The organism is Nocardioides dokdonensis FR1436 (genome assembly GCF_001653335.1).
GTDB lineage: Bacteria > Actinomycetota > Actinomycetes > Propionibacteriales > Nocardioidaceae > Nocardioides > Nocardioides dokdonensis.
This window is the reverse complement of the sequence record NZ_CP015079.1, coordinates 1,349,694-1,371,712: the sequence shown is the minus strand read 5'-3', so window position 1 is coordinate 1,371,712 and position 22,019 is coordinate 1,349,694. Positions and strand designations below refer to the sequence as shown.

At 73.0% G+C, this 22,019-nt stretch carries 18 protein-coding genes and 1 tRNA gene; 11 read left to right on the top strand and 8 right to left on the bottom strand.

Annotated features, from left to right (window positions below; all coding sequences use genetic code 11):
* Nucleotides 1–3 precede the first annotated feature (3 nt).
* From I601_RS06505 to I601_RS06480, 6 genes are all read right to left on the bottom strand, one after another.
* The gene (locus I601_RS06505; RefSeq protein ID WP_068107547.1) at nucleotides 4–681 is read right to left on the bottom strand and encodes an SRPBCC family protein; all 678 of its coding nucleotides are present in this window, start codon (nucleotides 679–681) and stop codon (nucleotides 4–6) included.
* The gene (gene cutA / locus I601_RS06500; RefSeq protein WP_068107546.1) at nucleotides 678–3,077 is read right to left on the bottom strand and encodes an aerobic carbon-monoxide dehydrogenase large subunit; all 2,400 of its coding nucleotides are present in this window, start codon (nucleotides 3,075–3,077) and stop codon (nucleotides 678–680) included. Before cutA ends, I601_RS06505 begins: the two co-directional genes overlap by 4 nt.
* Nucleotides 3,074–3,616, bottom strand: a complete 543-nt coding sequence (locus I601_RS06495) for a (2Fe-2S)-binding protein (RefSeq protein ID WP_068107544.1) — start codon at nucleotides 3,614–3,616, stop codon at nucleotides 3,074–3,076. Before I601_RS06495 ends, cutA begins: the two co-directional genes overlap by 4 nt.
* Complete coding sequence (locus tag I601_RS06490; RefSeq protein ID WP_068107542.1) at nucleotides 3,613–4,494, bottom strand: FAD binding domain-containing protein; 882 nt, start codon at nucleotides 4,492–4,494, stop codon at nucleotides 3,613–3,615. Before I601_RS06490 ends, I601_RS06495 begins: the two co-directional genes overlap by 4 nt.
* The gene (locus tag I601_RS06485; protein WP_218917760.1) at nucleotides 4,491–5,867 is read right to left on the bottom strand and encodes a uracil-xanthine permease family protein; all 1,377 of its coding nucleotides are present in this window, start codon (nucleotides 5,865–5,867) and stop codon (nucleotides 4,491–4,493) included. The genes I601_RS06490 and I601_RS06485 overlap by 4 nt, the downstream gene beginning before the upstream one ends.
* 124 nt (nucleotides 5,868–5,991) lie before the next feature.
* Nucleotides 5,992–7,689: a PucR family transcriptional regulator gene (locus I601_RS06480; RefSeq protein ID WP_068107540.1), complete on the bottom strand. Its 1,698-nt coding sequence runs from the start codon at nucleotides 7,687–7,689 to the stop codon at nucleotides 5,992–5,994.
* Nucleotides 7,690–7,765: 76 nt separating this feature from the next.
* Here I601_RS06480 and I601_RS06475 point away from each other — a divergent pair, with 76 nt between their 5' ends.
* The 3 genes from I601_RS06475 to I601_RS06465 are packed head-to-tail and all read left to right on the top strand — an operon-like array spanning nucleotide 7,766 to nucleotide 11,531.
* Nucleotides 7,766–8,605 carry an oxamate carbamoyltransferase subunit AllH family protein gene (locus I601_RS06475; protein WP_068107538.1) on the top strand — a complete coding sequence of 280 codons (840 nt, stop codon included), beginning with the start codon at nucleotides 7,766–7,768 and terminating at the stop codon, nucleotides 8,603–8,605.
* The gene (locus I601_RS06470; RefSeq protein ID WP_068107536.1) at nucleotides 8,602–10,104 is read left to right on the top strand and encodes an FdrA family protein; all 1,503 of its coding nucleotides are present in this window, start codon (nucleotides 8,602–8,604) and stop codon (nucleotides 10,102–10,104) included. The genes I601_RS06475 and I601_RS06470 overlap by 4 nt, the downstream gene beginning before the upstream one ends.
* A complete protein-coding gene (locus I601_RS06465; RefSeq protein ID WP_068107534.1) occupies nucleotides 10,101–11,531 on the top strand; it encodes a YlbE family protein in 1,431 nt (476 codons plus the stop codon). Before I601_RS06470 ends, I601_RS06465 begins: the two co-directional genes overlap by 4 nt.
* A gap of 56 nt (nucleotides 11,532–11,587) precedes the next feature.
* On the opposite strand, the gene I601_RS06460 is transcribed toward I601_RS06465, so the two are convergent.
* A complete protein-coding gene (locus I601_RS06460; RefSeq protein WP_068107532.1) occupies nucleotides 11,588–12,364 on the bottom strand; it encodes a ceramidase domain-containing protein in 777 nt (258 codons plus the stop codon).
* A gap of 45 nt (nucleotides 12,365–12,409) precedes the next feature.
* On the opposite strand from I601_RS06460, the gene I601_RS06455 reads away from it, so the two are divergent.
* The gene (locus tag I601_RS06455) at nucleotides 12,410–12,697 is read left to right on the top strand and encodes a DUF1330 domain-containing protein (RefSeq protein ID WP_068107530.1); all 288 of its coding nucleotides are present in this window, start codon (nucleotides 12,410–12,412) and stop codon (nucleotides 12,695–12,697) included.
* A 61-nt stretch (nucleotides 12,698–12,758) separates the two neighbouring features.
* Here I601_RS06455 and I601_RS06450 read toward each other — a convergent pair.
* Nucleotides 12,759–12,842 (bottom strand) — tRNA-Leu (locus I601_RS06450).
* A 185-nt stretch (nucleotides 12,843–13,027) separates the two neighbouring features.
* Between I601_RS06450 and I601_RS06445 the strand changes: the two genes are divergently transcribed.
* From I601_RS06445 to pknB, 7 genes are read left to right on the top strand one after another with little or no spacing between them, the layout of a single operon-like run.
* Nucleotides 13,028–13,741, top strand: a complete 714-nt coding sequence (locus I601_RS06445) for an FhaA domain-containing protein (protein ID WP_084527265.1) — start codon at nucleotides 13,028–13,030, stop codon at nucleotides 13,739–13,741.
* Entirely contained in the window at nucleotides 13,734–14,222 is a 489-nt protein-coding gene (locus I601_RS06440) for an FHA domain-containing protein FhaB/FipA (RefSeq protein WP_068107528.1), read from the top strand. Before I601_RS06445 ends, I601_RS06440 begins: the two co-directional genes overlap by 8 nt.
* Nucleotides 14,219–15,646, top strand: a complete 1,428-nt coding sequence (locus I601_RS06435) for a PP2C family protein-serine/threonine phosphatase (RefSeq protein WP_068107527.1) — start codon at nucleotides 14,219–14,221, stop codon at nucleotides 15,644–15,646. The genes I601_RS06440 and I601_RS06435 overlap by 4 nt, the downstream gene beginning before the upstream one ends.
* Complete coding sequence (locus I601_RS06430) at nucleotides 15,637–17,037, top strand: FtsW/RodA/SpoVE family cell cycle protein (protein ID WP_068107524.1); 1,401 nt, start codon at nucleotides 15,637–15,639, stop codon at nucleotides 17,035–17,037. The genes I601_RS06435 and I601_RS06430 overlap by 10 nt, the downstream gene beginning before the upstream one ends.
* Nucleotides 17,034–18,536 (top strand): peptidoglycan D,D-transpeptidase FtsI family protein, encoded by a 1,503-nt coding sequence (locus I601_RS06425; protein ID WP_068107523.1) that lies wholly within the window; start codon nucleotides 17,034–17,036, stop codon nucleotides 18,534–18,536. The genes I601_RS06430 and I601_RS06425 overlap by 4 nt, the downstream gene beginning before the upstream one ends.
* Complete coding sequence (locus tag I601_RS21450; protein ID WP_084527263.1) at nucleotides 18,533–20,182, top strand: serine/threonine protein kinase; 1,650 nt, start codon at nucleotides 18,533–18,535, stop codon at nucleotides 20,180–20,182. The genes I601_RS06425 and I601_RS21450 overlap by 4 nt, the downstream gene beginning before the upstream one ends.
* Entirely contained in the window at nucleotides 20,179–21,981 is a 1,803-nt protein-coding gene (gene pknB / locus I601_RS06415; RefSeq protein ID WP_068107522.1) for a Stk1 family PASTA domain-containing Ser/Thr kinase, read from the top strand. The genes I601_RS21450 and pknB overlap by 4 nt, the downstream gene beginning before the upstream one ends.
* Nucleotides 21,982–22,019: the final 38 nt, after the last annotated feature.

The window sequence follows — 22,019 nt, the reverse complement described above, 5'->3', positions numbered from 1 at the left end:
CGCTCAACCCCTCCGACGGGCGGCCAGGGCACCGGCCAGCACGCCGGCCAGCACGAGGCCGCCGCCGATCAGCACGCCCTGCACGAAGTCGCCACCGGGCAGCGCGCCACCGGCGCCGCCCGAGCCGCCTCGCGGCGGGGCGGTGAAGGTCGTGCCGCCCGCGGCAGGTGCCGTGGCGGGGGCACCGGGAGCAGCCGGGGCGCCGGCAGCCACCGCCGCGGCGGGGGCAGCCTCGGGCTCGGCGCCGCTCAGCACGCGGTTGATCGAGGAGAAGAACTCCCCCGCGAGCCGCTTGCTGACCGAGGTGAGCATCCGCTGCCCGACCCCGCCGATCATCCCGCCGACGACGGCGACGGCTTCGTAGGTGAGTCGCGTGGTGCCCTCGCCGGTGTCGATGAAGGTCACCTTCACGTCGGCGGAGATGGTGCCGGGGGCGCCGGCGCCGGCGGCCTTGAGCACCAGCGACTCGTGCGGCTGCAGGTCACGCAGCTCGCAGGTGCCGGTGTAGGTGCCGCGGATCGCGGCGACACCCGCGGTGACGGTCATGTCGTACTGGTTCTCGCCGGTCACCTGCAGCTGCTCGCAGCCGGGGATCGTGCGCACCAGCACCGAGGGGTCGAGCACGGCGTTCCAGACCTGCTCGACGGGTGCCTCGAGGACGGCCTCTCCGGAGATCTTCATGCGTGGGGTCCTTCCTGGAGCTTCTGCTCGTGGTGGAGCCGGAGCGCGAAGAGCTCCGACGGGGAGATCGGCATCGAGGTGATGGAGAAGCCCTCGGCGTCCTCGATGGCGGACGCGAAGACCGCCGCGGAGGGGATGACGCCGGCCTCGCCGGCGCCCTTGAGACCCAGCGGGTTCAGCGGGGACGGGGTCTCGATGTGGTCGATCTCGATGTGCTTGGGCACCTCGCTGACGTAGGGCATCAGGAAGTCCATGAACGAGGCGTTCTCGAGCTGGCCGTGCTCGTTGTAGGCCATCCGCTCGTAGAGCGCACCACCCACGCCCTGCGCGACGCCGCCGTGGATCTGGCCCTCGACGATCAGCGGGTTGATCAGGTTGCCGCAGTCGTGGACCACGGCGTAGCGCAGGATCGTGATCTCCGCGGTGTCCGGGTCGGTCTCGACGACCACGGCGTGCATCCCGTTGGCGAACGTGGAGCGCAGCGGGGAGTAGAAGTCCTTGCCCTCCAGGCCCGGCTCGTCGTCGTCGGCCACCGGCGGCTTGGTGGGGTCGCCCACAGCGAACTGGGTGGCCGCCTTCGACGCCTCGTCGAAGGCGTAGCGCAGCGGGTTCGAGAGCACCGCGATGGTCCCGAGCTCGATCCGGCTCGCGGGCGCACCCTTGACCTGGACGACGCCGTTGACGATCTCGAGGTCCTCGGGGGTGGTCTCCAACGCGTCCGCCGCGATCCGCAGCACCTTCTCGCGGGTCTTGCGCGCAGCCAGGGCGATCGCCGAGCCGCTCATCACCGCGGCCCGGGAGGCGAACGTGCCCACCGAGTACGGCGAGCGGCGGGTGTCGCCGGTGACGACCTCGATGTCCTCGAAGGGCACCCCGAGCTCGTCGGCCACGATCTGGGCGAAGGCGGTCTGGTGACCCTGGCCCTGGCTGGTCAGCCCGGTGGACACCTTCACCTTCCCCGAGGTCTCGATGTGCACGTGGCCGCCCTCGTAGGGACCGACCCCCGTGCCCTCGACGTAGCAGGCGAGCCCGATCCCGACCGTGCGCCCCTCGGCGCGGGCCTCGTCCCGGATCCGCTCGAAGTCGTCCCAGCCGACGAGCGCCTTGAGCTTCTCCAACGAGGCCGGGAAGTCGCCGGAGTCGTAGATCAGCGGGCGGCCGTCCTGGAAGAGCAGGCCCTGGTCGTAGGGGAACTCGTCGGGCTGGATGAAGTTCGCCGCCCGGACGACGGTGCGGTCCTTGCCCAGGTAGGCAGCGATCGCGTCCATCGTGCGCTCCATGGCGTACACGCCCTGGGGACGCCCGGCACCGCGGTAGGGGGTGACGATGACGGTGTTGGTGTAGAGGCTGTCGAAGACGACCTTGTAGTTGGCGGGCTTGTAGGGCCCCAGCAGCTGGGTCGAGGTGATGATCGGGACGATCAGGCCGTACGGCGTGTACGCGCCGTTGTCGTGCCAGAACTGCACCGACAGGCCGAGGAGGCGGCCGTCGTCGTCGAAGCCGACGTCGACGTGCTGGACCTGGCCGCGCTCGTGGGCGGAGGAGATGAAGTGCTCGCGGCGGTCCTCGATGAACTTCACCGGACGACCCAGGGCTCGGGCCGCCATCGGCACCAGCAGCTCCTCGGGCCAGGGGTGCACGATCTTGACCCCGAAGCCACCTCCGACGTCGGGCGTGATCACGTCGACCTGGCCGAGGTCGAGCCCCAGCTTGGCGGCGACCGCGGCCCGGACCCCGGACGAGGTCTGGGTGGAGGTCCACACCTGCATCCGGTGCGAGTCGGTGTCCCAACGGGCGACGGTGCCGCGACCCTCCATCGGCATGCAGGCGCTGCGCTCGACCTCGAGGTCGAGGCTGAGCCGGTGCGGGGCAGCGGCGATCGCGGCCTCGGCGTCGCCGACCTCCTGCTCCATCCGGGCGGCCCGGTTGCCCGGGACGTCGTCGTGGACCAGCAGCTCGCCGTCGCGGGCGTTCTCGATGCCCACCACCGGGGGCAGCACCTCGTAGTCGACGTGGATCCGTCCGACCGCGTCCTCGGCGACGTAGCGGTCCACCGCGACGACCATCGCGATGGCCTCGCCGACGTAGTTGATCTCGTCGCGGGCCAGGGCGTACTGCGTGCGGCCGTGGGTGAGCGTGGGGTGCGGGATGAGCAGGGGCAGCGGCTCGGCCATCGCCCCGTCGAGGTCCTCGTGGGTGTAGACGGCCACGACCCCGTCCACGTCGAGGACCGCGTCGACGTCGATGCCGAGGATCCTCGCGTGGGCGTGCGGGCTGCGGAGGATGGCGGCGTGCAGGGCGCCGGGCATCAGGTCGTCGACGTACTGGCCGTTGCCGCGCAGCAGCCGGTCGTCCTCGACCCGCTGGACGGCCTGCCCGAAGAGCTTGGTGGTCACGACTGGTCCTCCTGGTCGGGCTCGAGCCGGCCGAGCTCGGCCGCCCGGCACACCGCCTTGACGATGTTCTGGTAGCCGGTGCAGCGGCAGAGGTTGCCGCCGATCATGTCGCGGGCCTCGTCCTCGGTGGGGTCGGGATTGTCCCGGAGCCCCGCGGTGATGGTGGTGAGGAAGCCCGGGGTGCAGAAGCCGCACTGCAGCCCGTGGCACTCCTTGAAGGCCTGCTGCACGTGGCCGAGGCGGCCGTCGGGCTGGGCGAGCCCCTCGACGGTGGTCAGCTCCTGGCCGGCCGCGGAGACGGCGAACATCAGGCAGGCGCGCACCGGCTGTCCGTCGAGCAGCACCGTGCAGGCGCCGCAGACGCCGTGCTCGCAGCCGACGTGGGTGCCGGTCAGGCCGAGGTCGTGGCGCAGGGCGTCGGAGAGGAGGCGACGTGCCGGCAGTCGCACCTGGTGCACGATCCCGTTCACGTGCAGCCGGACGTCGTGCAGCTCCTCCCCGGTGGCCGGATCGGTCTGGGTCGGGGCGTGCGTGCTCATGCGTCTCCCTTGCGTCGTGCCAGGCAGTCCTCGTGGGCCCGGCGGACCACTCGCTTGGTCAGCACCCGGGCCAGCTGCGCCCGGTAGGCGGCGGTGCCGTGGATGTCTCCCTCGGGCGCCAGCGACTCCAGCGCCAGTTCGGCGGCCCGGTCGAGGCCCTCCTCGTCCAGGGCTCCAGCGGTGAAGGCCTCCGTGAGGTCCACCACCGTCGGGAGGTCGCTGACCGAGAGGTAGCCCGCACGCACGGAGGTGACGGCCCCCTCCTCGTCGGCGTGCACGATCGCGGCGACCCCGCACAGGGCGTAGTCGCCGTGGCGGCGTGCGATCTCGTCGAAGGCCACCCCTGCGCCGTCCGGCAGGGCCGGGAAGAACGCCTCGGTGGCGATCTCGTCGTGGCTCAGGGCGCTCTCCATCAGCCCCACGTAGAGGTCCTCGGCGGCGATGGTGCGGGTGCCCTGGGCGGAGGCAGCGGTGACGCTGCCGCCCAGGAGCATCAGCACCACCGGCATCTCGGCGGACGGGTCGGCGTGCACCAGCGACCCGACGGTGGTGCCCCGGTTGCGGATGGTCGGGTGGGCGACCATCCGCAGCGCCAGGGAGAGCAACGGCTGGACCCGCCGCGCGGCCGGGTCGGCCTCGACGGCGGCGTGCCGGGCGAGGGCTCCGACCCGGACCCCCTTCTCGTCCGTGCGCACCTGGTCGAGGCCCGGTACTGCATTGATGTCGACCAGCGTGCTCGGTGCGGCGAGCCGCATCGAGAGGAGCGGCACCAGGCTCTGGCCGCCGGCGAGGACCTTGGCGTCCGGATCGGCCGCCAGGTTCGCCAGCGCCTCGTCGAGCGTGGTCGGTCTCAGGTACGAGAAGGGGGCGGGTTTCACAGGACCTTCGTCACCTCTCCCGCACCGAGCTCTTCCTTGCGGCCCTTGACCAGGTGGAAGAAGGCGAGGACCAGGATGGTGCCCAGGGCGATGCCACCGAGCTCGAAGTCGTCGGTGATCTTCATCGTGACCCCGCCGATGCCGGCGATCAGGCCGGCCGAGAGGCCCACCAGGTTGACCGGGTTGCCGAAGTCGACCCCGTTCTCGACCCAGATCTTGGCGCCGATCAGGCCGATCATGCCGTAGAGGACCACGGTGATGCCGCCGAGCACACCGCCCGGGATCGCGTTGACGATCGCACCGAACTTCGGGCTCAGGCCGAGGATGATCGCGACCAGCGCCGCGACGTAGTAGGCGGCCGTGGAGTAGATCCGGGTCGCGGACATGACGCCGATGTTCTCGGCGTACGTCGTGGTGGGCGAGCCACCGAAGGCGCTCGCGAGAGCGGTGGCGAAACCGTCGCCGAAGAGCGCCCGACCCATGTAGGGGTCGAGGTCCTCGCCGGTCATCTCCGCGACGGCGCGCACGTGACCGGTGTTCTCCGCGACCAGCGCGATGACGCCGGGCAGCACGAGCAGGATGAAGGTCAGCGAGAAGCTGGGACCGTGCACGGCCGAGACGCCGTCGGCCAGGACGCTGTTGGGCAGGCCGAGCCAGTCGGCGGCGCCGACCATGCTCCAGTCGACCCGGTCGTGCTCGACGGCCTCGCCGCCGCTGATCGGGGTCACCGAGGTGATCGGGCCGATCACGTTGTCGGCCAGCCACGAGACCGCGTAGCCGAAGATCAGGGCCAGGAAGACCGCGATCCGCGACCAGAAGCCGGGCAGCAGCACCGCGGCGGTGACCATGACGGTCGCGGTGGCCAGGGCGATCCACTGGTCCTGGGGCCAGTAGATGCCGGCCACGACGGGCGCCAGGTTGAAGCCGATCAGCATGACGACCGCGCCGGTGACGGCGGGCGGCAGGATCTTCTTCAGCCACCCGGCTCCGGCGACGTGCACCGCCACGCCGATCAGGGCGAGGATCACACCGGAGACCATGATCGCGCCGGTCACGTCGGAGGAGTCACCACCCTGGGCCCGGATCGCCGCGACACCGGCGACGAACGAGGCGCTGGTGCCGAGGTAGCTCGGCACCCGGTTGCTGACCATCAGCAGGAACAGGATGGTGCAGATACCCGAGAAGAGGATCGCGAGGTTGGGGTCGAGCCCCATCACGACCGGGAAGACGAACGTCGCGCCGAACATGGCGACGACGTGCTGGGCCCCGAGCCCGATGGTGCGTGGCCAGCTCAGCCTCTCCATCGGCCCGACGGCCTCGCCCGGAGGCGGCGTCTTGCCTCCGTGCACTACCTCCCACTTGAACATGCTCATCCTCAGGCTCCTTGCTCTTGTCCGAGACCGTTTGGGTGACGCTAGTGGCGCGCCTCACACGTGAGCACGGGCGACTAGTGCCAAGCGACAACAGCGAGCACTGGCACTCCTTGTGGTCGGTCTCTCAGCCCCGGAGCTGCAGGACCTGCAAGGCCACCGCGATGTCGAGCCTCAGGTGCGGGTCGCTGGTGAAGGGTCCGAGCAGCCGCTCGAGCTTGTTCACCCGGTAGCGCATGGTGTTGTAGTGGAAGAACAGCTGCCGCGCCGCCTCGGCCACGTTGAGGTTGTGGTCCAGGAGCGTCTGCAGGGTGCTGCGCAGGTCAGCGGCCTCCTCGGTGTCCCCGGCAAGCTCGCCGAGGACGTCGACGGCGAAGGCGCGGGCCTCGGCCGGGTCCGGGACCAGCGCGATCAGCCGGTGCACCCCCAGGGAGTCGAAGCGGGTGGTGCCGCCGCCACCGCTGACCCGCCGACCGACCTCGGTGGCCCGGCGGGCCTGCAGGTAGGCCTCGGGCAGCTGGTCCGGGGAGGTCACCAGCCGGCTGACCCCGACGGAGAACGGGCGGCGGCCGCCGCCGCGGTCGCCCTGCACCGCCGCGACCAGCTGGTCCACGGGGGTCGACCCGTCGGGACCGGGATCGCCGTCGGGGACCAGGGCCACCACCTCGGCGGTGAAGTCGACGGTGGGGATGACCGGTCGCCGGCCCTCGCAGACCTGGCGCCAGGCGGTGGCGAAGCGTTCCTGCCAGCTGCGACGCACCCGGCCCGAGACCGGGGGCTCGTCGGCGGCCATCGGGTCGAGCTCGGCGGAGACGACGTACATCGGGCTCGCGAGGTCCCAGCCGAGGCTGGCGGCGTGCTCGGTGACGTAGGTGCGATCACCCGCGCGACCGAGGAAGACGTCGCGCAGGAAGTCGCCGCGGTACTTGTTCTCGACAGCCGCGACCGCCTCCTGGCGGGTGACCAGCAGCGCGGCCACGGTCGCCGCGCGCTCCATCGCGACGACGTCGTCGCGGGACAGGGGGCGGTGCGGGCTGAAGCACACCAGCCGCGCCAGGTCGGTGCCGCCGGCGACGATCGGCTGGAGCCGCACCTCGCCGTCCCCGACCGGGGCCGGGCGGGTGCTGGCGCGCTCCACCCGGAAGCGGCCGCCGGGCTCGAGCAGGTCGGCCTGCTCGAGACGGGTGCGCAGCTGCTCGGGCAGCGCGGAGGCCCGCAGCCGGCCGTCGGTCGAGGTGATCAGCACCCCCAGGTCGAGGACCCGGGCCACCTCGGCCGCGATCTGGTCGAGGTCGCCGCCCTCCAGGACCAGCAGCGTCAGTGCGCGGTGCAGGGCGTCGATGCGCTCCAGGACCCCGGCCGTGAGCTCGTGGATCCGGCCGTAGGCCTGGCGCAGCAGGTCGTCGAAGGCCAACGCCATCGGCAGCCCCAGCAGCGGGAAGTCCAGCTCGTCGGCCAGGGCCAGCACCTCGGGATCCACGGAGTCGACGTACCGGCCGAGCTTCACCCCCAGCCCGGTCAGCTCACGGGCGTGCAGGTCGCGGATCAGCCGGGTCAGGGCCACGGTGCGCCTGCGGTGGTCCTCCCCCGAGGCCAGCGGGAACCCGGTCGTGACGAGCAGGTCGTGGGGCTTGACCCAGTCGGCGATGTCGGGGACCTCCATCACGTTGATCCCGAGCACCATGCGGTCCAGGCCACCGTGCCCGGCCAGCACCGTGGTGCCCTGCATCCCCTCCAGCCGGAGGAGGTCGCGCAGCGGGACTCCGTACGTGGGACTTATCAACTGTTGCACCCCCAGCGGCTCGAACTTGGCAAGACCTACCATCGGCAGACCGTACCCCAGCGCACTAGCGTCGACCGAAGTCCCCACCAGACCCCGGGGACGCACATCGGAAGGACGCATGAGGACCCACCGTCGCGTCGTCGCTGCGGCTCCCGCCCCGCTGGGCGCGCTGCTGGCCGGTCCCGCCCGGACGGTCCCAGTGCTGCACCGGGGCCCCGACGCCGTCTACCTCGACCTGCGCGACCCCGCAGGCCCGGTCGACCAGACCGGCCCTGCCGTCCTCGGGGTGCTGTCGGCGGCCGCGACGGCCGTGCCCTGCGGCCTCCAGACCCTCCTGCCCCGGCTGAGCGACGACATCGCCGCCGCCCCCGACGCCCTGCTGGGTGCGGGCCGGCTCCTGGTCGGGGACTCCGAGGTCGTGGTCACCCGCCTCGTCGACGTCGCCGTCCCCCGGCTGCCCCGGGCCGGCGTGCCCTCCCGCGCCCGGGTGCTCGAGGACCTCGTCGGCGACCGGCTGGCGGCGGTCCGCGCCGAGCTGCCCGCGGCAGCGCTGGCCGACCTCGCCACGGGCTCCGCCGCCTGCGTGCCCGCCCTCGTGGGTCGCGGCAGCGGGCTGACCCCGGTCGGCGACGACGTGCTGTGCGGCTGGCTGGCCGTCACGGCCGCGGTCCTCGGCACCGCATCGGGCCCCGTCGCGGACGCCGTACGCCGCCACGCGCCCACCGCGACCACCGCCCTGTCCGCCACCCTGCTGGGCTGCGCGCTGCGGGGTGAGGTGCTGCCCGAGTTCCGGCGCCTCGTCCTCGACCTGGCCGATCCGGCCGAGGCCGGCCGCGACACCCGACTCACCGCCCGCCTCGACGCCCTGATGCGGGTCGGCCACACCTCCGGCGCCGGGCTCCTGCTCGGTGCCACGACCGCTCTCCACCACCTCGCGTCAAGGAGCCTCACACCATGACCAGTCCCCCGCTCACCGCCCACCGCCAGCACGTGGAGGTCCGCTCCGGCGCCTACGCCGACTCCGTCACGCTGCTCCAGGTCAGCAAGGACGTGGCCGCGACCCCGGGGGTGCACAGCGCCCAGGTGGCGATGGCGACCCCGCTGAACCTCGAGGTCCTCGCCTCGATGGGCTTCGACCTGCCGGCGACGACGCCCAACGACATGGTCGTGGCGCTGATGCTCGGCGAGGACGGCGACGTGTCGACCGCGCTCCTCGCCGTGGACGCGGCGCTCGCCGCCTCCAGCCGCCGCCGCTCCGGATCCGTCGAGGAGGCGCCCACCCGCACCACGGGCCGCGCACTCGCCGAGTCGGGTGCCGACCTGGCCCTGATCTCGGTGCCCGGGCAGCACGCGATGGTCGAGGCGATGGACGCCCTCGACGCCGACCGCGACGTGATGATCTTCAGCGACAACATGCCCGTGGAGCAGGAGATCGCGCTCAAGGACCTCGCCACCGAGCGCGGCCTGCTGGTCATGGGCCCCGACTGCGGCACCGCGATGGTCGGCGGCCTCGGCCTCGGCTTCGCCAACACCACCCGCCCCGGCCCGGTCGGGATCGTCGCGGCCTCGGGCACCGGCTGCCAGCAGCTCATGTGCCTGCTCGACGCCGCCGGTGTCGGGGTCGGTGCCGCGCTGGGCGTCGGCGGCCGCGACCTGGGCAGCCAGGTCGCCGGTCGCTCCACCCGGGAGGCGCTGCGCCGCCTGGACGCCGACCCCACCATCGAGCTGGTCGTGGTGGTCTCCAAGCCCCCCGCCGACGAGGTGGCGGCCGAGCTGCGCACCTTCGCCGAGACCCTGACCACCCCGGTCCACTTCGCGCTGCTCGGCGCCGGCCAGCCCGACCTCACCACCGCCGCCGAGGCCGTGCTCGACCGGCTCGGCAGCCCGGTCCCCGACTGGCCCTCGTGGGGCAGCACCGCGGACGGCACCAGCGGTGCCCACCTGCGCGGCCTGTTCGTCGGCGGCACGCTCTGCGACGAGGCGATGCTGGTCGCGGCCGCCGAGCTCGGCGGGATCCGGAGCAACATCCCGCTCTCCCCCGAGCTGGCGCTGGACTCCTCGCTCACCGCCGACGCGCACACCATGGTCGACTTCGGCGACGACACGCTCACCGCCGGCCGGGCGCACCCGATGATCGACCCGACGCTGCGCCTGGAGCACCTGAGCCGGGCCGCCGCCGACCCGACGACGGCCTGCATCCTGATGGACGTGGTGCTCGGCCACGGCGCGGAGCCCGACCCCGCCGGCGCCCTCGCCCCGGCCATCACCGCCGCGATCGGGACCGCCCGGGCCGCCGGCCGTGAGCTCCCGGTGGTCATCGCCTGCGTCGGCACCGAGTCCGACCCGCAGCAGCTGTCCCGCCAGGCCCGGACCCTGGCCGAGGCCGGCGCCGAGGTCCACCTGTCCAACGCCCGGGCCACGCGCCGGGCCATCGCCCTGACCGGAGGCATCCGATGAACGCCCGTACGACGCCTGCTCCCCGCCCCACCGCGGCCCCCGAGGGCGTCGCCGCCTCCGGGGTCGACCTCTTCGCCGACGCCGTGGACCTGCAGGCCGTCCCGGTCTCCCGGGTCGACTGGCGCCCCCCGATGGACGGCACCGCCGACGACCTCGCCGTCGTCGCGGCCGACCCGCTGCGCCGTGCGGCCAACGCGCGGGCGGTGCAGGCGATGCTGGACGTGCAGGCCGTGCTGGTCGACGTGGCCCCCGCCTCGGAGGTGCTGGGCCTCGAGGCCGGCCAGTTCCTGCACGCGGGCCCGCCGATCGAGTGGGCTGCGGCCACCGGCCCGCTGCGCGGCGGGCTGATGGCCGCCGCAGCGCTCGAGGGGCTGGTCGAGGACCCCGAGGACGCGGTCGCGCTCTTCGAGCGCGGCGACGCCGTGTCCCTGGAGCCCTGCCACCACCGTGACGCCGTCGGTCCGATGGCCGGCGTGGTCTCCCCCTCGATGTGGATGTTCGTGCTCGAGGACCCGGTGAGCGGTCGCCGCACCTACTGCTCGCTCAACGAGGGCCTCGGCAAGGTGCTGCGCTACGGCGCCTACGGACCCGAGGTGCTGGAGCGGCTGCGCTGGATGTCGGCGGTCCTCGGGCCGCTGCTGGCCCAGGCCGTGAAGGCGGCCGGACCGGTCGACGTCACCGGCATCCTGACCCAGATGCTCCAGATGGGCGACGAGGCCCACAACCGCAACCGGGCCGGCACCCTGATGCTGCTGCGGGACCTCGCCCCGGCCCTGGCGGAGTCCGCGGCCGACGCCAAGGACGTCGCGGACACGCTGCGCTTCATCGGCGGCAACGACCACTTCTTCCTCAACCTGGCGATGCCGGCGTGCAAGCTCGCGCTCGACGCCGCCCGGGGCATCGAGGGTTCCACGATGGTGGTGGCGATGGCGCGCAACGGCACCGAGTTCGGCATCCAGGTCGCCGGCACCGGCGACCAGTGGTTCACAGGCCCGGCCCAGGTGGCCGACGGTCTCTTCCTGGGCGGCTACGGCCCCGAGGACGCCAACCCCGACATCGGCGACTCCGCGATCACCGAGACCGCCGGCATCGGCGGCTTCTCGATGGCCACCGCCCCGGCGATCGTGCGGCTCGTGGGCGGCACCGTGCCCGACGCGCTGGCCACCACCCGGCGGATGCGGGAGATCACCCTCGCGGAGAACCCGCGGTGGTCCATCCCGATCCTGGAGTTCGCGGGCGCCCCGACCGGGATCGACGTGAGCCTGGTCTGCCGCACCCAGATCCTGCCGCAGATCAACACCGGCATGGCCGGCAACAAGGCCGGCGTCGGCCAGGTCGGCGCCGGGCTGGTCACCCCGCCCGCGGAGATCTTCCCGCAGGCGCTGGCCGCGCTCGCCAGCCGCACCCGGGAGCGCGCAGCCGGCTGAGGCCGCCGCCGTCCTGACGTTCCGCACACCGGCACGGCGTGTCGTGGTGTGGAACGTCAGGACGACGACCGGGGCCCACGGGCCAGGTAGTGGCGCGCCAGGAACCAGGCCGCGAGCGCGTCCAGCAGGTGCCACGCCCCGTGGCCCTGCAGCACCGACCTCGGCGCGCAGAGCGCGGAGCCGTCCTTGGCCTGGCTCCAGATCGCGAAGGCCAGCAGCAGGGTGCCGACCGAGGCCAGCCCCCAGCCCGGCTCGGCACGACCCCGCCGGACCAGCCGCCCCTCGAGGCCGATGGTGAGCAGCAGCAGGACGGCGAAGACGACGTTGCCCGGGTGCATCAGCACCGGGACCGTCACCGGCAGCGACCCCATTGCCTCGCAGACCAGGACGAGGCCCCCGAAGAGCACGGCGCCCCGCGGCTCGTCGAGCCCGCCGCTGCGCACCACCGCGTACGCGGTCGTGAACGAGGCCAGCAGGTACATGCTGAACAGGTCCAGCCGCCCACCGAGCGCGGTCTCGGTGGCGTGCATCGCCGCGCTGGCCGGGCCCAGCAGTGCCACCACCACGGCGTACGCCGTCAGGGCGGCGGGAGCGCCCGGCGTCCGGTCCCGTCGCCACGCGATGGCCAGCCCGGCCACGGTGAAGCCCAGGTTGCTGAGGGTGTTGACGGGCTGGCGGAGCAGACCTCCTCGACCGGCCTCGCAGAACTCGCCGCCGCGTCCGGTCGCCTCCCCCAGCCAGCCCTGGCCGGCACCGACCAGCAGCAGGCCCCAGGCGAGCACACTGACCACCACGACCGGCACCAGCGCGCGGGGGACCTGCGGGACGATCATCGCCCGACCTTAGGGGCCCGCCGGGCGGTGCGGAAGAATGTCGCCATGAGCGTGTACTGGGTCAGCATCTACCGAGAGATCCGCGACGAGGCCAAGGTGGCGGCGTACGCCGCGCTGGCCGGACCGGCGCTGCAGGCCGCGGGCGGCACCTTCGTGGCCCGGGGTCTGCCCGAGCAGACCTACGAGGCCGGCGAGACGACCCGCACCGTGCTCATCGAGTTCGCGTCCCTGGAGGTCGCCCGCGCCGCGCACGACAGCCCCGCCTACCAGGAGGCGCTGACCGCCCTGGACGGCGGCGCGGTGCGTGACATGCGGATCGTGCCGGGGGTCTGAGACCCCGGAACGAGAAAGACCGGCCATCCATCGCTGGACGACCGGTCTTTCGCCTCAAGTGTGCGCGAGGGGGGAGTTGAACCCCCACGTCCTTTCGGACACACGGACCTGAACCGTGCGCGTCTGCCTATTCCGCCACTCGCGCTCGAAGCGTGCTGAGGTTATCGCAGCGCGGGACGGTTACCCAAACCGGGCCGCTCCCAGGGGTCGGGGGTGCCCACCCCGACCGCCCCGTCCCGTTACGATCGGGTCCGACCCGGCATCAGTGCCGGGCCGGTCGGCCTGCCCCAGGAGCCGGCTCCCGCGTCGCCGAGGACGGAAGGAGGCCGAGTGAGCGCCTTGCAGCGATTCGAGCAGCGGCTCGAACAGATGATCTCCGGAGCGTTCGCCCGCGCGTTCCGCTCCGCCGTGCAGCCCGTCGAGATCGCGGCCGCCCTGCAGCGCGAGTGCGACAACAACGCCCAGATCCTCTCCCGGCAACGACGCCTGGTGCCCAACGACTTCCACGTCGAGCTGGCGGGCACCGACCTCGAGCGGCTCGCGCCCTACGACACCGCCATGGCCGACGAGCTGGTGCGCCAGCTCGAGGAGCACGCGCAGGCCAACGCCTACTCGTTCCCCGGCCCCGTGAGCATCGAGTTCGAGGGCGCCGACGATCTGACCACCGGCCGGTTCCGGGTCCGCAGCCAGGCCCAGGCCCGGGTGACCGGCAACGCGACCCACACCCAGGTGGGCCGCGCCCGCGCCCTCCTGGAGGTCAACGGCACCCGGCACCCGCTGCTCGGCGGCAGCGTCGTGGTGGGCCGCGGCACCGACGCCGACGTGCGCATCAACGACCCCGGCGTGAGCCGACGCCACATCGAGTTCCGCGTCGACGCGAGCGCCGAGCGCCCGCGCGTCGACGTGCGCGACCTCGGGTCCACCAACGGCATGCTCGTCAACGGCCAGAAGATGACGAGCAGCATCGCCGACGACGGCACCGAGGTGAAGATCGGCAACACCACCATGACCGTGCGGATCGAGCAGGAGCACGCCGATGTCTGAGCTCACCCTGCTGCTGATCCGCATCGCCTACCTGGCGGTGCTGTGGATCTTCGTGCTCTCCGCCATCTCGGTCATCCGCTCCGACATGTTCGGGGCCCGCGTGCCCGAGACCGCCCGCGGCGCCCAGCCCGCAGGCGGCAAGAAGGAGAAGAAGGCCAAGGCGGCCAAGGTCCCGGCCAAGCGTCGCGGCGCGCCGACCCACCTGCTGGTGGTCGAGGGCGGCAACGCCGGCGAGCGGGCCGAGCTCGTCGACGCCCCGCTGCTGATCGGGCGCGGCTCGGACGCCGCGATCCGCCTCGACGACGACTACGTCTCCACCCGCCACGCCCGCGTCGCCGCCTCGGGCGACCAGTGGTTCGTGGAGGACCTCGGGTCCACCAACGGCACCTACATCGGCACCGTGCGCATCAACCAGCCCACCACGATCACCATGGGCACCCAGGTGCGCATCGGCAAGACGATCCTGGAGCTGCGCAAGTGAGCGGCCCGGACCCCGAGGCGGCCACGGCCACGGCCGAGGACACCGGCAGCGGGGGGATGCTGCGGCTGCACTACTCCGCGATCTCCGACGTCGGCCGGGTGCGCAAGGACAACCAGGACTCCGGGTACGCCGGCCCCTGGCTGCTCACGGTCTGCGACGGCGTGGGTGGCGCGGCCCGCGGCGACATCGCCAGCGGCACCGCCGTCCAGCAGCTGCGCCGCCTCGACGAGCAGCCGCCCTCCGGTCTGACGCCCGACGACCTGCTCGGCCGGGTCGCCGGGGCGCTGCACCGCGCCCACGACCGCATCGGCGAGCTCGTCGACGAGGACCCGGCGCTCAACGGCACCAGCACCACCGCCACGGTCCTGGTCTTCGACGGCACCCGGGCGGGCATCGGGCACATCGGCGACAGCCGTGCCTACCTCTACCGCGCCGGCGAGATCAGCCAGCTCACCCACGACCACACGTTCGTGCAGAGCCTCATCGACGAGGGCCGGATCACCGAGCCCGAGTCGCGGGTGCACCCGCACCGCAACCTCATCCTCAAGGCGCTCGACGGCATCCACGAGGCCGAGCCCGACCTCTTCCTCGCCGACCTCCAGCCCGGCGACCGGCTGCTGCTGTGCTCCGACGGTGCGAGCGGTGTGCTCGACGACGCCCGGCTCGCCGACGTGCTGTCCACCGGCACCCCCGACTACGCGGCGGTCGAGCTGGTGCGCGCCAGCCTCGAGGCCGGCTCCTCGGACAACGTCACCTGCATCGTCGCCGACGTCCTCGACGAGGCCGCGGCGGCCGGACGTGCCGCCGCCCTCGACGAGCTCCAGCCCCTGCTGGTGGGCGCGGCCGCCGAGCTGCGTCGGCGACCCGTCAAGGGCGCGCGCCCCGCGGGCATCTTCCGCGGCCACCGGTCCGGCGACACCGGTGAGCTCGAGCCGGTGCAGGCGGAGATCCCCGACCTGCCGCCCGACGTGCACGCCATCCCCAGTGACCCGATCGACCCCGAGACCGCTCGCTACGCGCCTCGAGAGCCGTTCCGGTTCTTCTGGCTGCGCCGGCTGATGGTGGCCCTGATCGCGGTCGGCCTGGTCTGGATGGTCGCGGCCGGGGCCTGGACCTGGAGCCAGTCGCAGTACTACGTCGGCGAGCAGGACGGCCAGGTCGTCATCTTCCGCGGCGTCAACACCAGCCTGCCCGGCATCGACCTGTCGCAGCCGTTCGCGACCACCAACGTCGAGCTCGACCGGCTGCCCGCCTTCGTGGCCGAGGGCGTGCGCGACGGCATCGCCGCCGACGACTTCGCCGACGCCGAGGCGATCGTGGACAACCTGGCCAGCGAGATGTCGCCCGCCGAGTCCCTGGACCGTGGCTCCGTCGACACGGGCACCCGCGCGAGCGCCGCCCAGCGGGTGATCACGTGGCCGTGACCAGCCCCTCGGGTCCCCTCGCCTTCGTGCACCGCCGCCGGCGTGGCGCGGAGCTCTTCCTGCTCGTGCTGGCCCTCGCCGTCGGGATCGGCGCCTACGCCGCCGTCGGGATCGGGGTCGAGCAGAGCGTCCCGGCCGACCTGATCGGCTACGGCGGCTGGCTGACCGCGCTGATCGTCGCCTGCCACGTCGTGGTGCGCCTCGTCGCGCCGTACGCCGACCCGGTGCTGCTGCCCGTGGTCGCGGCGCTCAACGGCCTCGGCCTGGCCGTCATCCACCGCATCGACCTCGCCGAGGGCAGCAGCTTCGCCTCCCGGCAGCTGACCTGGATGAGCGTCGGGGTGGGGCTCTTCATCGCCACGCTGGTGCTGCTGCGCGACCACCGGGTGCTGACCCGCTTCACCTACACCAGCGGCCTGGCCGCGATCGTCATGCTGCTGACCCCGATGATGCCGCTGATCGGCAACGAGGTGCGCGGTGCCCGGATCTGGATCCAGCTCGGTCCCTTCAGCCTCCAGCCCGGCGAGGTCGCCAAGGTGCTGCTGGTCATCGCCTTCGCCGGCTACCTGGTGCTGCACCGCGACGCGCTGGCCCTGGCCGGGCGCCGGGTGCTCTTCGTCGACCTGCCCCGCGGGCGCGACCTCGGCCCGATCCTCGGCATGTGGCTCATCAGCCTCGGCATCCTGGTCTTCCAGAAGGACCTCGGCTCCAGCCTGCTGTTCTTCGGCCTCTTCCTGGTGATGCTCTACGTCGCCACCGAACGCCCCGGCTGGCTGGTCGTGGGCGGGGCGCTGTTCCTCGGCGGCGCGCTGATGGCCTGGCGCGTCTTCAGCCACGTCAAGATCCGCGTCGACATCTGGCTCGACCCGTTCGCGCACTACGGCGCCGGCACCGACGGGCGCGGCGAGCAGCCCCTCGAGGCGATCTTCGGGATGGCCTGGGGCGGGTTGATCGGACGCGGCTTCGGTGCGGGCGACCCGGGCCGGGTGCCCTTCGCGGAGTCCGACTTCATCATCGCCTCGATCGGCGAGGAGCTGGGCCTGACCGGGCTGATGGCGGTGCTGGTGCTCTACGGCCTCATCGTCGAGCGGGCCCTGCGCGCTGCCCTCATCTCCCGCGACGGCTTCGGCAAGCTGCTGGCCGCCGGCCTCGGCGCCGTGCTGGCGCTGCAGGTCTTCGTGGTCGTCGGCGGCGTCACCGGCCTGATCCCGCTGACCGGCCTGACCACCCCGTTCCTCTCCTACGGCGGCAGCTCCCTGGTCGCCAACTGGGTCATCATCGCCCTGCTGCTGCGCGTCTCGGACCTGGCCCGGCGCCCGCTGCCGGACCTGTCCGCCGAGACCGACCAGAGCTCCGACGACGACACCCAGGTGGTGAAGATCCAGCGATGAACAAGCCGATCCGCACCATCGCGGTGTTCTGCCTGCTGCTGTTCGTGGCACTGCTGGCCAACATCACCTACCTGCAGTTCTGGCGGGCCGAGGGCCTCAACGACAACGCCAACAACAGGCGCGCCCTCGACGAGCGCTTCTCCCAGCAGCGGGGCGCGATCCTGGTCGGCAAGGAGGCGATCGCGCGCAGCGAGCCGACCGACGACCGCTACGACTACCAGCGCACCTACCTCAAGCCGCTGCTCTACAGCCACCTGACCGGCTGGTTCAACTTCTACAACGCCCAGCCGGCGACCTGCTCGGGCTGCCAGCAGCGCCTCGAGCAGACCTACAACGACCTGCTCTCGGGGGAGGACGACCGGCTCTTCGTGACCCGGCTCGTCGACCTGCTCAGCAACAAGGAGAGCCAGGGCGGCAACGTCCAGCTCACCATCGACCCCGCCGCCCAGCAGGCCGCCTTCGACGGCCTGCGCGCGGTCGTCGGCCCCGAGGGCCAGGGCTCGGTCGTGGCCCTGGAGCCGCGCACCGGCAAGGTGCTGGCGATGGTCTCGCTGCCCACCTTCGACCCCAACGAGCTCGCCTCGCACGACCTGGGCGAGGTCAACGCCGCTGCCGAGGAGCTCGAGGCCGACGACTCGGAGCCGCTGCTGAACCGGTCGATCCAGACCACCCTGCCGCCGGGCTCGACGTTCAAGATCGTCACCGCGGCGGCCGCGCTCGAGAGCGGCGACTACGAGGCCGGCGACCTGGTGCCCGGCGGTCCGAGCTACCAGCTGCCGCAGACCACCGGCGACTCCGGGCTCATCGACAACGAGGGCCGTGACTGCGGCTCGGACCGGATCCCCTTCGCCCAGGCGATGGAGAACTCCTGCAACACCACCTTCGCGCGCCTGGCCGTCGAGCTGGGCCCCGAGGCGATGCAGGAGCAGGCCGAGCTCTTCGGCTTCAACCAGTCCTACTTCGACGACCTGCTGCCGCAGGCGGTGTCGCGCTTCCCCGAGGGGATGAACGAGCCGCAGACCGGCCAGTCGGGCATCGGCCAGTTCGAGGTGGCCGCCACTCCGCTGCAGATGGCCATGGTCGCCGCCGGCATCGCCAACGACGGCTCCGTCATGCGGCCCTACCTGGTCGACGAGGTGCAGAGCCCCGAGTTCGACCAGATCGACGGCACCGACGACGAGGAGTTCTCCGAGGCCCTCAGCGCCTCCTCGGCCGACCAGCTCACCGAGCTGATGGTCTCCACCGTCGACGTCGGCACCGCGAACCCCGCTGCCATCCCCGGCATCCAGGTCGCCGGCAAGACCGGCACCGCGCAGAGCGGCCAGGACGACGTGGCGCCGTACGCCTGGTTCGTCTCGTTCGCCCCCGCCGACGACCCGCAGGTCGCGGTCGCGGTGATGATCCAGGACGCCCCGGGCCGCGCCCGCGGCGAGATCGCCGGCGGCCTGCTCGGCGGCCCCATCGCCAAGGCCATCATGGAGGCGGTGATCAACCGGTGAGCGACGACGACGCCCCCTCCCAGGCGGTGCCCGCGGGCGGCGACCAGAGCGGCGCGGCCGGCGCCGGCTTCGCCGACGACTCGCGCCGCTACCGGCTCGACTCCCGACTGGCCACCGGCGGGATGGGCGCGGTCTGGCGTGGCACCGACACCACCCTGGGCCGCTCCGTAGCCGTCAAGCTGCTCAAGCACGAGTACGCCGACGACCCGGCCTTCCGCAGCCGCTTCGAGACCGAGGCCCGGCACGCCGCCTCGCTGCACCACCCGGGGATCGCGGCCGTCTACGACTTCGGCGAGGCCGCCGCGGCCGACGGGTCGGGCCAGCCTCGGCCCTACCTGGTGATGGAGCTCGTCGAGGGCCAGCCGCTCTCCGCGCTGCTGCGCCGGGGCGAGCCGATGGACCCCGAGGTCGCGGCCGACCTGATGGCCCAGACCGCGACCGCCCTCGCCGCCGCGCACGCGGCCGGCATCGTGCACCGCGACGTCAAGCCCGCCAACCTGATCGTCACCCCCGACCGCACCGTCAAGGTCACCGACTTCGGCATCGCCCGGGCCGCCGACGCCGTCGGCGTCACCCAGACCGGCCAGGTGATGGGCACCCCGCAGTACCTCTCCCCCGAGCAGGCGCGGGGCGGGACCGCCACCGCCTCCTCCGACGTCTACGCCCTGGGCGTCGTGGCCTTCGAGTGCCTCGCCGGGCGTCGCCCGTTCCAGACCGACTCGCCCGTGACGACGGCGCTGGCGCACCTGAACCAGCCGGTCCCCGAGCTCCCGGACGCCGTGCCGGGACCGCTCGCCGCCGTCGTACGCCGTGCGCTGGCCAAGGAGCCCGCCGAGCGCTGGCCCGACGCCCACGCCTTCGCCGCAGCCCTGCGCGACCCGAGCGGTGCCCACGGCCCCGCTGGTGTCGGCCCGGGCTCACCGGACGCCACGCAGGTCCTGCCGGCCGCCGGGGCCGCGGGCGCCGGCCTCGCCGCCGGAGCGGCGGCAGGTGCGGCCGCAGCCGGCGACACGCCGGCCGACGGCACCGCCGTACCGACGCCGGTCGCCACCCCCACGAGCACGCCCACCGGCGGCTCGTCCGGGTCGGGTCGCAGCCCGTGGGCGGTCGTGCTGATGGTGCTGCTGCTGGCCGCCGTGGCCGCCCTGATCCTGGTCCTGCTCACCACCGGCGGCGACGACGAGCAGCCGGAGGAGGAGCCGACCCGTGAGCCGTCGGCGACGTCGACCTCGGCGGAGCCCTCGCCGACCCCGACCGAGAGCGAACCACCCCCCGCTCCCGAGACCGTGACCCTGCAGGAGTCCGACTACACCGGACGGCAGGTCCGCGAGGTCGAGGCCGACCTGCGCGGGCAGGGGCTGGACGTCACCCTCCAGGAGATCGACAACGGCGGCGCCCAGGAGCCCGGTGTGGTCGAGTCCGTCACCCCGACCGGCACCGTGCAGAAGGGCGCCACCATCACTGTCAGCTACTGGGGGGAGCGGCTCCAGCCGACCCCCACCCCCACGCCGACCGAGACGCCCAGCGAGTCCCCGTCCCCGAGCGAGAGCCCGAGCCTGACCCCGAGCAGGAGCCCGAGCCCGAGCCAGACCCCGGGCCGGAGCAGCACCACGGAGCCGACCCCGAGCGACGGAGCGAGCGGATGAGTAGCACACCGACGACGGTCGGCGGACGCTACGAGCTGGGCGAGATGCTCGGCCGCGGCGGGATGGCCGAGGTCCGCAAGGGCACCGACACCCGGCTCGGTCGCGTGGTCGCGGTCAAGCGGCTGCGCACCGACCTGGCCAGCGACGCCACCTTCCAGGCCCGGTTCCGACGTGAGGCCCAGTCGTCCGCCTCGCTGAACCACCCCTCCATCGTGGCGGTCTACGACACCGGCGAGGAGCCCGCCTCGGACGGCTCGGGCGTGATGCAACCCTACATCGTCATGGAGTACGTCGCCGGGCGCACCCTGCGCGACATCCTGCGCGAGGGGCGCAAGATCCTCCCGGAGCGCGCCCTCGAGATCACCAGCGGCGTGCTCGCTGCCCTCGACTACAGCCACCGGGCCGGGATCATCCACCGCGACATCAAGCCCGGCAACGTGATGCTCACGCCCACCGGCGACGTCAAGGTGATGGACTTCGGGATCGCCCGCGCCATCAGCGACGCCGCGTCGGCGATGACCCAGACCGCGGCCGTGGTGGGCACCGCGCAGTACCTCTCCCCCGAGCAGGCGCGCGGCGAGACCGTCGACTCCCGCTCCGACGTCTACTCCGCCGGCTGCCAGCTCTACGAGCTGCTGACCGGGCGACCGCCCTTCGTGGGCGACTCCCCGGTGGCCGTGGCCTACCAGCACGTGCGGGAGCCGGCCCAGCCGCCGTCGGACCACGACACCGAGCTCCCGCCCGAGATCGACGCCATCGTGATGAAGTCGCTGGCCAAGCGGGTCGAGGACCGCTACCAGTCGGCCGCCGCGATGCGCACCGACATCGAGCGCTACCTGGCCGGGCGACCCGTCCAGGCCACCGTCCCCCCGATGCCCCCGCCCGTCGCCACCACGGCCGTCGCGGCCCGCCCGGTGCCGCCGCAGACCACCGGCCTGCCGGCGGTCGAGGAGGAGCGTCGACCCGTGGGCTGGCTGGTCGCCCTCGGCCTGCTGGTCATCGGTCTCATCGTCGCCGGCGTGCTGCTGTGGCCCCGCCTCTTCCCCTCCGCACCCGACGAGGTCCCGGTGCCCGACGTCGTCGGTCGCCAGGAAGCCGCTGCGAGCCGGCTGCTCGGTGAGGCCGGCTTCAGCGTCGACACCGAGCTCGAGACCTCCGACCGGCCCGCCGGGCGGGTCATCGGCCAGGATCCCTCGGGCGACAGCTTCGTCGCGCCGCAGACGACCGTGCTGCTCACCGTCTCCGCAGGTCCCCCGGAGGTGGCGGTGCCCGACGTGACCCGCTTCTTCCGCGACCAGGCCGTCGCGACGCTCGAGGACCAAGGACTCGAACCCGTCGTGCAACGCCGCCAGTCCGACGAGGAGCGCAACCTCGTCCTCGAGCAGCAGCCCCCCGCCGGCACGCAGGTCGAGGACGGGTCGACGGTCACCCTCATCATCTCCGAGGGCCCGGAGAAGGTGCCCGACGTCGTCGGTGACGACGAGGAGGTCGCCGCGCAGAAGGTGCGCGACGCCGGCTTCAACCCCGTCATCCGGGAGGACACCGACCCCGATGCCAAGCCCGGCACCGTCACCGAGCAGATTCCTGCTGCCGGGGAGCGGCTCTCCCAGGGCCAGGACGTCAACCTCTTCGTCGCCCAGAAGCCCGAACCCAGCGAGGAGCCCTCGCCCGAGCCCAGCGACGAGCCCACCGACGAGCCGTCGCAGGAGCCGACCGACGAGCCGACACCGTCGGACGGGCTGCTCAACGGCAACGGCAACGGCAACGGCCGTCAGGGACGACGCGCGCCACGCGCCTGATCGCCGCGGGCCGGATCGTGCTGGGCCCCAACGTGCTG